Origin of the sequence: Moorena sp. SIO3I8 (assembly GCF_010692325.1) — a bacterium.
Classification (GTDB): Bacteria; Cyanobacteriota; Cyanobacteriia; order Cyanobacteriales; family Coleofasciculaceae; genus Moorena.
The window spans coordinates 26,977-37,376 of the sequence record NZ_JAAHHW010000066.1 but is presented as its reverse complement, the minus strand read 5'-3'; the positions used below and the strand labels follow the sequence as shown (position 1 = coordinate 37,376).

General features: G+C 42.7%; 12 protein-coding genes. 6 read left to right on the top strand and 6 right to left on the bottom strand.

The genetic code is table 11. The features are described from left to right. Positions 1–178: sigma factor-like helix-turn-helix DNA-binding protein (locus F6K51_RS22600; protein WP_293024424.1), on the top strand; the 178-nt coding region annotated here is incomplete at its 5' end. A 206-nt stretch (positions 179–384) separates the two neighbouring features. Then, positions 385–933 (top strand): Fis family transcriptional regulator, encoded by a 549-nt coding sequence (locus F6K51_RS22595; protein WP_293024420.1) that lies wholly within the window; start codon positions 385–387, stop codon positions 931–933. Positions 934–983: 50 nt separating this feature from the next. Here F6K51_RS22595 and F6K51_RS22590 read toward each other — a convergent pair whose 3' ends face one another. Beyond that, positions 984–2,423, bottom strand: a complete 1,440-nt coding sequence (locus F6K51_RS22590) for a YdiU family protein (protein ID WP_365940075.1) — start codon at positions 2,421–2,423, stop codon at positions 984–986. 124 nt (positions 2,424–2,547) lie between these two features. Between F6K51_RS22590 and F6K51_RS22585 the strand changes: the two genes are divergently transcribed. Further along, positions 2,548–2,799, top strand: a complete 252-nt coding sequence (locus tag F6K51_RS22585; RefSeq protein ID WP_044495296.1) for a chlororespiratory reduction protein 7 — start codon at positions 2,548–2,550, stop codon at positions 2,797–2,799. Positions 2,800–2,946: 147 nt separating this feature from the next. Here F6K51_RS22585 and F6K51_RS22580 read toward each other — a convergent pair whose 3' ends face one another. Beyond that, positions 2,947–3,510 (bottom strand): DUF2854 domain-containing protein, encoded by a 564-nt coding sequence (locus F6K51_RS22580; protein WP_293024414.1) that lies wholly within the window; start codon positions 3,508–3,510, stop codon positions 2,947–2,949. 242 nt (positions 3,511–3,752) lie between these two features. On the opposite strand from F6K51_RS22580, the gene F6K51_RS22575 reads away from it, so the two are divergent. Beyond that, a complete protein-coding gene (locus F6K51_RS22575; protein ID WP_293024428.1) occupies positions 3,753–3,974 on the top strand; it encodes a hypothetical protein in 222 nt (73 codons plus the stop codon). Positions 3,975–4,111: 137 nt separating this feature from the next. On the opposite strand, the gene F6K51_RS22570 is transcribed toward F6K51_RS22575, so the two are convergent. After that, positions 4,112–4,510, bottom strand: coding sequence for a response regulator transcription factor (locus F6K51_RS22570; RefSeq protein WP_293024412.1), 399 nt, complete (start codon positions 4,508–4,510; stop codon positions 4,112–4,114). Positions 4,511–4,755: 245 nt separating this feature from the next. Beyond that, a complete protein-coding gene (locus F6K51_RS22565; protein WP_293024410.1) occupies positions 4,756–6,114 on the bottom strand; it encodes a DUF3370 domain-containing protein in 1,359 nt (452 codons plus the stop codon). A gap of 210 nt (positions 6,115–6,324) precedes the next feature. Here F6K51_RS22565 and F6K51_RS22560 point away from each other — a divergent pair, with 210 nt between their 5' ends. Beyond that, the gene (locus tag F6K51_RS22560) at positions 6,325–6,672 is read left to right on the top strand and encodes a hypothetical protein (RefSeq protein ID WP_293024408.1); all 348 of its coding nucleotides are present in this window, start codon (positions 6,325–6,327) and stop codon (positions 6,670–6,672) included. Between the two features lie 230 nt (positions 6,673–6,902). Here F6K51_RS22560 and hpsE read toward each other — a convergent pair whose 3' ends face one another. Beyond that, on the bottom strand, positions 6,903–7,865 hold the full coding sequence (hpsE, locus tag F6K51_RS22555) for a hormogonium polysaccharide biosynthesis glycosyltransferase HpsE (protein ID WP_293024406.1): 963 nt from the start codon (positions 7,863–7,865) through the stop codon (positions 6,903–6,905). Positions 7,866–8,179: 314 nt separating this feature from the next. Beyond that, positions 8,180–8,413, bottom strand: a complete 234-nt coding sequence (locus F6K51_RS22550) for a hypothetical protein (protein ID WP_293024404.1) — start codon at positions 8,411–8,413, stop codon at positions 8,180–8,182. 794 nt (positions 8,414–9,207) lie between these two features. Between F6K51_RS22550 and gmd the strand changes: the two genes are divergently transcribed. After that, a complete protein-coding gene (gmd, locus tag F6K51_RS22545; protein WP_293024402.1) occupies positions 9,208–10,287 on the top strand; it encodes a GDP-mannose 4,6-dehydratase in 1,080 nt (359 codons plus the stop codon). The last annotated feature ends 113 nt before the right edge of the window (positions 10,288–10,400 follow it).

Genomic DNA, 10,400 nt, shown 5'->3' with positions numbered 1-10,400 from the left:
GGCAATATCAGAGTTGCCAGAAGTGTTTCGTACTACCATCATCCTTAGGGAAATCGAAGGTATGGCTTATGAAGAAATTGCCGAAATTACTGGCGCTTCTCTCGGAACCGTTAAGTCTAGAATTGCTAGAGCAAGAGCGAGATTGCAATCTCACCTGCAAGCTTATCTAGATTCCTAAACATCAGTATAGTTACTTAATAATATATCAAATCTTTACAAGGCTTGCTTAATCATATCTTTATCTAAATCCCATAATTTGAGAAGACAAGCTTGTTCAAATCTTTATCTAAAGCGCCGGATTTCCTTTATTGGTTATTCCCTTAATATAAAAAATATGGGAGATCTAGTGTGGGGAGTTTACGATGACTCGTTGGTGATGAGAAAATGACCTCTAAATTTAACCCTGATAACACTTATGGGCAGGAATCTGCCAAAGATATGGATTCCCTCAAACGCGATCGCTTTCAATTAATCAGTGCCTACGTTGATGGGGAAGTAACATCAGCAGAGCGCTCTGATGTGCAGCAGCTATTGGCAACTGACCCAGATGCCAAACGATTATACAATCGACTGGTGATGCTACGTCAGGCATTCCGAACCATGCCCGTCCCACCAACAGAGCAACCAGCTCAAGAACTGGCACAGCAAGTTTTCTCAAAAATTGACCGCCGCCGGAATCGCCGAAAATTTGTTTGGGGTGGTGCTGCCCTTGCTGCCATGTTTGTCGGTGCGGTTTCGATGATTGTGCCTAATGGACCCTCACCAGTGCCACAGATGGCCACTAACCCAACTCCATTGCCAAAAGCAGAACCCCTCAGGATTGCTCTGAATCGACCGCTGCTAGAGATACCATTAGCTCCAGTGTCATCTCCTAGACCGTCAGGAGTATTACCAGAAGTTAATGGAAATGTCAACAATCTTAATTTGAATTAAATTAAATTGAGATAAATGGTTCTTGCCTCAGCTTTGAACTAATCACTGTTTCATTGTTTAGCTTGTAGTTTGCTGATCAACTCATAAAACGGCTCCCAATTATCTTCCTGAGTAATTGGCTCCCAAACTGCCTCAATTACAGGTCTGAGTAAAGCAGTGTGCGGATTCTTATCTCGCAAAAGTGCTGACATATCCTTAAGCTGATCAACTGATAAATTTTGTAAAAGGTGGTGGTATAAATTGCGCCAATCTGCTAGGGAGGAATACTGAGCATCTGACTCCCAAAAAGATTCTCGGCTCATTATCTGAGTAACATCATCTCGCCAACTCTTATCAAACTGTTGGGCTAATTCAGCAAAGAAAGCGTGATAACCAACCTGAGTATCTTGCAGGAACTGAATCGTTAACCTCAATAACTCTGACTCTTCCGACTCTGGCAACTGTTCAAATCCCAGTTTATTCAGCATCAAGTGCCGATAATTGCGGTAATAATGTTTCCCAAACTCGGCTAAACCTGCTTCCATCTCCGATGTTGGCATTACCATCCCTAACGGTTGCTGAAGCATTTCTAAATTTAACTGACAAATTCCAGGTTGATTGCCATAACTGTAGCGCCTGTAATAGTCAAAGTAAGCAGCGGTAAACTTAGGGTCATAGGTGGGGATAAAGGCGAATGGTCCATAATCAAAACTTTCGCCAGTAATCGACATATTGTCGGTATTTAAGACAGCGTGACAAAAACCCGCTGCCATCCACTGGGCTGCCAATCGAGCCACTCGTTCCACCAACTCAGCGTAAAACTGAGCATACTGCTCCTGTTTCTTATCCTCCTTTAGGGGGATTATGCTTGGGTAGTACTGCTCAATCACATGGTCTAATAGCTTCTTGATTAAATCCGGACGCTTAAAGTAATGCAGTCGCTCAAAGGTACCAAACCGGATATGGGAACGGCTAAAACGTACTATAACTGATGAGCGAGTTGGAGAAGGTTCATCACCTCGCCACAGTTGCTCTCCAGTTTCAATCAGGCTCAGACAGCGGGAGGTTAAAACTCCAAGATGGTGCAACGCTTCAGCTGCAAGTACTTCCCGCACCCCTCCTTTGAGGGTCAGTCTACCATCAGCAGTTCGGGAGTAGGGTGTGGTGCCAGAGCCTTTGGTACCGAAGTCGTAAAGTTCCCCATCAATACCTCTTACTTGACCATAGAGAAAACCTCTGCCATCCCCTAGTCTAGGGTTATATTCACCAAATTGATAGCCATGGTAGCGCAGGGCTAAAAAGGGTCGAACTCCCTGAAATTTACCGAAAGCTTGGATAAAGTCTTGGTCGTTAGTGTCTTGGGGATTTAATCCAATACGGGGTAACAATTGGTCGTTACGAAACCGCAGGATATGCCTAGGAAATTCTGCTGCTGCTACTTCGTCAAAATAGTCATATCCGAGGGATTCTAAGGCTGGCTCGTAGTTGAGAGATAGAAACATATCGATCAGGGTTTTGTAGCTGGCACGGGAATAGGTTTGCAAATGAATAGTTTTTTAGTTACCACAAAGACCCAAAAAATCACAAACATCCTAAGATTATAAACGAAGGAAGAAAGTGGATTTGATCTAAGATATGCCTAATTCTATAATGTTCCAGGAAGATGGGTATGTAGTTCTAGAAACTAATCAGCCAGAGGTGATTCTGACTCCAATGGAGTTAAAGTCAAAGTTAATGGCAATCTTGGCAAATCGTCAGGATGATTTGCCAAGGGATTTGCAGCATTTGACTTCTTTGGAGGAGCAAGGACAGTATTTGATGGAGACCAGCTGTGAATTAGATGTAGGACCTGGAGAGTATTTACAATGGTATGTAGTGCGCTTGTAAAAACTATACCGACAACAGAACAGCAACGCTGAGCGCCGATGTCTAGGCAACAACTCGGCGCTCAGCGTCACAGGGCGGTATATGACAGACTGTTTCAACGGAGAATCCCCGTCTAGGTAACAGCGGAGAGCTTTAAAGGTAAGGTCTTTACACGCTGGTGCTTTCTTCGGGTATTGCCACTAGTGCTACATCCACCTGGTCTTCTTCAAGTTCGGTTAAATCTACTCTAATACCAGGTCCAAAGAAGTTTTCCAGTTTTTCCTGCTTTTTGAGCCAAGTCTCAAAAGGAATTAGTGGGGAATCAAATTCGAGAATTAAGGCATAAGCACCATCCACCGAAGTTTCTCGTAACCCCATCAACACAGGTCTTTCTTCATCAGTAGGAGATAAACCAAGGCTTTCCAAGGAACTATCTAGATGGGCTTCTTGACCATAGCGATATCGCATTACGTCTTTGCGAATCTGGTTTTGGATTGGGGTGGCGCTTTGCTCTCGCAGCGTCAGGACTTCAGGAATTGTTGGTTGGCTTAATTCCACAGGCTTTAACTCGGCAGCTTTGAGGGCAAGACCTCCTAGTAGAATCGGAATTCCATAAAAGAATCCCACTAGATTCAGGGTGGCATTATCGGTAGCGTAGGCAACAAAGCCGATTACGGTCAGTAATCCACCAATGACTAGACCTACAGTTCCTAGGGAAGTTCGGGGTAACATTATTTAGCTATGTAACAGAAATAACTCCAGTTTTATTATCCTAGAGTGGTGGTCAAGTCATAGAAGTTGACAAAATTACCAATATATGGTTTTGGGTGAATTTTATCCACTCCTATCTCCCCATCATTACATTGACTCAATAGTCTGATTACTTACTTGACCGATATTGCCGAATCTAGGTCAGTAAGAACGAATTAATAATTGCACCCAGTCTTTCTCTTAAATACCTGATTTCCCCTTTTATGGGAAAATTTGATCGTTATCATAAAGTTGTAGATAAGAGACAGCCAAAAATGGAGTTGGAAAAAATTAAGGAGCGAATTACCTTAATCACCAGTAAACGGGAATCCTTGCTACGGCTTCTGGAGCAACCCGATTTGGGTACCCTCAGAATTGATGTTAATCAGGCTCTAGAAGAACTCGATGACCTAATCGATGAATTTAAGCGTACTTTCCCCGAATAGAAAGGCTAACTGATGCCTCAAAAAATTGGCGTTGCTGATTAATGGAATAATTGAGGGTAATGAGGTAATGGGGAAATTAGCCGACTATAATTGCATAATTCCTTAGTTTAGCAGCGCCTTATTCTAGTTTTCGTTTCTCAGCTGATTTTAGCTAGTGGTTGTAGACGGTTAACTTTATCACTCCCCATTTTCCTAACTAAATTAATTAGATCTGAAGTGGCAACATCTTTCCTACAGAAGATATCAACGGGAGCGGTTTGGCTCATTACCTCAATTTGGGGGTCTTCTACTGAAGAGTAGGCAATAATTTTAGTGTCTGGCTCTAGACTTTTGATCCGGGTGGCTGCACTTAGACCATCCATCATAGGCATTTGTAGATCAAGTACTATAACATCCGGGCGATGGCACTCTACCATATCAATGGCTTCTTTCCCGTTACTAGCAAGAGCAACTATCTCAATATTCTCCTGAGCCGAAAATGCTAACTGAAGGCTATATCGAGTTAATTCATGGTCGTCAACTACTAGAACTCGCAAGGCAGGATGCTCACAGGACAACATAGGAAGACGCTGATCATTGTTTGACTTTTTCAGTCTAATAAGTTAGATTGTAACATTTTATCTACCTTTCGAGATAATCAACTGATCATTTCATGAATTTATTACATTGACTACAATATCAATTTACATTGATACATATAACCTGATGTGACATACTCCCCACCTTGCCATCCTCACAGGGCTAGGTTTTTTACATTTGGGTTGAGACTTATGCAAGAGGTCTATTGATGATGTGTCCGAACCGTTAAAACTTGGGGGGGTGTCGAGTCTGGTGGATAGAGAAAATCGACTTGCACCAGCCGTTGCTCAAGGGGTGGCATCTGCAACCTCACTAGGGTATCCCCCTGCTCACCACGCCGTTGTACCAAATGCACATAGCGCGTCCGAGGTAAACCTTGATCATCCTTATAGCTCAATTGCACTGTCCCTCGGAAAAATATTTGCTTAGCTGGTGCCTTTAAAAACCTTAATCCTCCCTGGATTTGATCCTGTTTAATCGGTGTCTCAAGAGCCAGAGTGACCGTTTGAGTATCCCGGGTGGGATTAATCAGTGGCAAGGTCAGGCTGTATTGCACCCCATAGTTACCATGGGCAAAATAGGCGGTATCTGGATAACGGACTAACATCGGCGCACTCTGAATTTGACCAGTACCTAACCTGCCGTGATGGAGGGTACTCAGTCCGTAGGAAAAGGCTTTTCCCGGTTGCGGAATAGTTAGAGATTGAGCAGTAGGATTATCCACTAACTGAGCTTGCCATCTAGAGCCTCGGGCTACTCCTGCCACTCGACCGTAGATAATTGAACCAGTAGTAGCAATCGGATCAGTCGGGGCGCGATCGCGTGGTCCAGCTAACTCCCCTTGCTCTAATAAATCCTGCCATTGAGCTATAGTAGGAGAGCGTTCATTCCCATCAGTATCTAAAGGTGCATACTTGGCAAGACTGGCGGCGTATACCTTTCCATCACTGTATAACCGCATCAACGTTGAGCGACCATTAATCGGTGGTGTCAAGGTTCGCACTGGAATTGGCAGATTCAGCAACATGCGGCTTTGCTGAGCCTGAATCACCAATTGGGCAGGAAATCCGTCTTGCCTACCTCCACGGAGGATATCACTCATCACTCGGCTACCAGGCCCAGCATAAACTCTACCGGAAGAATTATCTACTTGGGAGGGTAATTCGATAAATGGTGCATCAGGCTGACTCAGGTAACTAGCTGCCTCAATAATATCTACTGTTACTGCTTCTTTGCCCGGATTGTGGAGGATAATCCCTAGATAGAGGGTGCGCAAATCATCTAGGGTGGGTGCTTTGGCAACATGGTGGGCAAAGATATCAAAGCGCCCCTGAAATGGAAAGTTTAAGTGAGCCCCTGGATTGGCTTTGTCAGAAGGGGGAAATGTGGACAGTAAAATTCCTTCAGTCTGTACTAGTTCGGGACTGTTGCTGTTGAATACGGGTACATTATCTAGTTGTCCTGCTAGAGGGCGTATTTCTTGGAGTTGCACGATTTCTACTTGAGGTGTTGGTGCTGGGGTCGTTTGAGCCAGGGTGAAATTTAGTAAAAATGGCAGCATGGATAATGGGGTTTTAATTAAACCAAACTTGGTTAAACCACAAAGACGCGAAGAGGCCAAGATTTGGATCAGGGTGCCATCTGCTAAGTTCAGAAACTCTGTTAGTTACAGGTTTTTAGTCACAGGTGTTGGCTAACTGGGAATTCTGAGTTTTAGTGATGTCAGCTGGAATTTTCCAGTATGGCATGGGAATATATTGAATCTATAACTATGACTTTTCTTTACCACCAAGTTTCCCTTGCCCAACTTTCCACCAAGGCACGTTCTGATCGCACACGCTGGCAGTCAGGAACTGAATTACCTATGGTTACCTATGGGGAAGTGTCTCTTGGTTTTATTGTCCCTCTCGAAATTATAACTGCTTTGCCCACTGAAGCCGTGGCTGGCATGCCCCTAAAAGAACTACAGCGTTGGCTGTTTAGAAATCGGCAAGGATGGCTGGAAGGGATTATGGATGCTTTGACTCTCACTTACAAGAAACAGGAGGTACTGGGGTTGCTCCACCCTCGCTACTCAGATCAGTTATCAAAGCTAATCAGAACTAGACGATCTGCGTGAGGGGCGTGAGTATTTGAATAAAATCCCACGTCAGCAGCAAAACGCGTAGCGTGGCCTACGGTCAATCGCAACAAGAAACCGCTTGTGCGACAGCCGCGAGAATCGCATTTTTAGGTGTTGCCTATTTGCGTTATAATATTACAATTTATGACCAATTTATGACCAATTTATGACGTCCCTCTCCCCCCTGTTAAACCTTTTAAACTAGTTCAAATAACTAGTTCAAATAACTAGTTATCATACTCAGCAAAATACCCATGTTTACGGAGGTAAAAAGGACTCCATAGACTACTCATAAACAACTCCATTTGGCAAGCTGCAATTAAATCCGACTGGATAGAACCACCGTGCTTGAGCCAGTGAAAGGTAATTTTGCGCAAATCGTTAGTCATGTAAGCCAGAGTTGCCAACGGTCTTAGCCAAGGTTTTACACTCAACATCCGGGTCACATGACGACTTAAACCAATCCCACGGAAAAACGGAATTAAATACTCACGTTTCAGACGCCAGCTAGGGATTTTGTGCTCAATTTCCATAGCAGGATTGTACCATATTTCCCAGCCCTTAGCTTGGATACGAGACAGCATCTCTAAATCTTCCCCAGTTAACATACTGCTCTTAGTTCGCCCAGTCAAAATAGGCCGAGAGGGCATACTCTCTAACCAAGCTTGTTTTCGCACAACCAACCCAGCTGAAGGTGGTAGTAATTTTTTGTGAGGTTCATAAAGTAATGGCTCACAACCACGTTCAGTGATTGCTAAAAAGGGCGCAAGTTTATCAAAATTTGCTGGAGGAGTGACTTCAAAAACACCATGGATTTGACTACCATAAGCACCAGAAGTAGGGTGAGATTTGCCAAAGGCGTAAGCAGCAGCTATCCAAGACATTGATGGAATCGTGTCATCGTCTAGGAAGCCCACTAGTTCACCTGTAGCTTCCTGAATGGCACGGCATCTGGCATAAGCTGCCCCTTGTTTCGGTTCAAAACAATACCTCAAGGGATATTGCGTTGGCCAATTGGCTTGATAAGCCTCAACAAGCTTAGCAGTCCCGTCAGTGCTGTTGTTGTCAATAACAATAACTTCCCAGTTCAGTTGGTCTTGCTGGCAACAGTCTCGCAGTCGGTCTAAGACTTCTGGTAAACGCTTCTGACCATTGTATGTTGGGATGGCAACAGTTAACTCCATAACCATAGTTTTTTTTTCCAGTGTAGAAAAATAACCCTAACTAATTATTATTGTGAATATTCCCAAGTGTTGAACAAAATTATCTCTCTCTGAGGATAGAAATTGTTATTGTTTTAGGAAATTTAACCGATACTTTAAACGGTGCTTATCCACTAGGCGCGCCCATGCTACCCTTTACCCACTCCTGACTCCTGGACAAAGTTAGTTATATCGAACTGATGTTACTAGTCAGCGCCTTTTTTTTTGGAAAAGTACTATGGCAGTTTTTACTAAAATCTTCAAATCTAGCCATAATGACCAATTTTACATGTACAAAGTATCTAGATGTACCACTTCTTCAAAGCGATGCAGCAAGGGAACAGGGGGTTTCCACGGGGCAAACAGCGGTGCGGACGCAGGTTCCGCACACAGACCCATGCGCCATGAGCGACTGCATCAAGACAAGACGTAATATCGGAACGACCGGACACTTGCAAAAGTCCCGTTATTCCTGGTAAAACTGCATGACGTATAAAGTGGTGTTCAGATAATTTATTGACATCTATGATTGGCAATTATCTAAAATAAATTTTTTTTTTAAAAAATAACGTTAAGTATTTTGTGAATTTAATCTAGGCTATAACGGTATATTTTTGATCAATTATTAATTTTGTTTAAAAAACTATACACCATATTTTATTTCATTACGAGCTTATATATCTTTATGATTAACCTGAACATAATCATAATAACTTAGAACTTATCACCTGCAAAAAAAAGATATTTTTGTCAATTTTAAACCTTCAATATACCATCATATATGGTATATTTGTTACTGAAATATAGGCAATAATACTGCCTTATTTGCGAAGCGTTTATTAAACTAATATGCTCTATAAGTAGTCGGACATAAATAAACGGTAGTGTTTCAAAAACTGTAAAATCAGTGTAACCTTTACCCCAAAAGGTTTTGGATCTATTTACAAAACTTTATACAGCACCAAAAACTTTTGTCCGACTACTTATCATGGAAAAAAAACATAATTTAACTTAAAAAAAACAAAAATATCCTGATCGTTTAAAATCAAAAACACAATAGCAAATTTTTAACCCAACAATTTATTCATGTCAACACTATTTTAGTATTTCAATAATTCTATGAATATATAATTTTAAACTTTCTGTGGAGAATATGTGAAATTTTTGATGAGAGTTTATTTACGGTAAATTCACTACAGCCACAAATGATTTTTTGAGTTAAGCTGGTGATGATTAACTCCTATGCAAACTTCCCAGTTTGCATGGGAGATTTTCTGGGGAAGCAATATCTACCAAAATTGCCCACATTACGTTACAGGAAAAGTAAAAAATGACGGAACCAAAGAGAGCGCTAATCACTGGAATTACAGGTCAAGACGGTTCCTACTTGAGTGAGTTGTTGCTAGAAAAGGGCTATGAGGTTCACGGTATTATCCGAAGGACCTCCACCTTCAACACAGATCGCATTGACCACATCTATGTAGACCCCCACAATGAAAACGCACGGTTCTTCTTACACTACGGTGATTTGACTGATGGTGTGACCCTACGCCGGATCTTAGAGGCGGTTAAGCCATTGGAAATTTATAACTTAGGGGCTCAATCCCATGTTCGGGTCAGTTTTGACTCCCCAGAATATACCGTTGACTCGGTGGGAATGGGTACTCTCCGACTTTTGGAAGCGATTCGGGACTATCGTCAGCGCACCGGTATCGACGTGCGTTTCTATCAAGCTGGTTCTTCTGAGATGTTTGGCAAGGTACAGGACATACCCCAAAAGGAAACCACTCCATTTTATCCCCGCTCTCCCTATGCCTGTGCTAAGGTGTATGCTCACTGGCAAACTATAAACTATCGTGAATCCTACGGCATGTTTGCCTGCAATGGTATACTGTTTAACCACGAATCACCCCGTCGAGGGGAAACCTTTGTCACCCGCAAGATTACCCGAGCAATTGCCCGAATTGTCGGAGGTCAGCAGAAAAAACTCTACTTGGGTAATCTTGATTCTAAGCGAGACTGGGGTTACGCGAAGGACTATGTCAAGGCCATGTGGCTGATGCTCCAGCAAGATAAACCAGATGATTATGTGGTAGCGACTGGTGAAACCCACTCAGTTAAGGAATTTTTAGAGATTGCCTTCAAATATGTCAATCTGGATTGGAATAATTATGTGGAGTTTGACGAGCGTTATTTGCGTCCTGCTGAGGTAGATATACTAATTGGTGACCCCACCAAGGCAAAAAAGGCACTAGGTTGGGAGCCATCTGTAACCTTTGAGGAGTTGGTAGCCTTAATGGTAGAAGCGGATTTACAAGCTTTGGGTCTGTCGAGCGCTAACGGCAAGAGTACTAAACCGTTGAATGATCAAGCCTATATCCGTCAAGGTGTAGCTACAATGGTTGACTAATCCGTTAGTCTATGACTGACTGTGAAGGTAGCATCGTTGGTGCAAGCGAATACATCAGCAACCACAAATCCGGATCGATAGGATTTGTGTTGAATAATGACTTAGTATATTCC

Coding starts and splice junctions, on each gene's coding strand:
- F6K51_RS22595 (WP_293024420.1), top strand. CDS start 385: ATGACCTCTAAATTTAACCCTGATAACACTTATGGGCAGGAATCTGCC.
- F6K51_RS22585 (WP_044495296.1), top strand. CDS start 2,548: ATGCCTAATTCTATAATGTTCCAGGAAGATGGGTATGTAGTTCTAGAA.
- F6K51_RS22580 (WP_293024414.1), bottom strand. CDS start 3,510: ATGTTACCCCGAACTTCCCTAGGAACTGTAGGTCTAGTCATTGGTGGA.
- F6K51_RS22575 (WP_293024428.1), top strand. CDS start 3,753: ATGGGAAAATTTGATCGTTATCATAAAGTTGTAGATAAGAGACAGCCA.
- F6K51_RS22565 (WP_293024410.1), bottom strand. CDS start 6,114: ATGCTGCCATTTTTACTAAATTTCACCCTGGCTCAAACGACCCCAGCA.
- F6K51_RS22560 (WP_293024408.1), top strand. CDS start 6,325: ATGACTTTTCTTTACCACCAAGTTTCCCTTGCCCAACTTTCCACCAAG.
- hpsE (WP_293024406.1), bottom strand. CDS start 7,865: ATGGTTATGGAGTTAACTGTTGCCATCCCAACATACAATGGTCAGAAG.
- gmd (WP_293024402.1), top strand. CDS start 9,208: ATGACGGAACCAAAGAGAGCGCTAATCACTGGAATTACAGGTCAAGAC.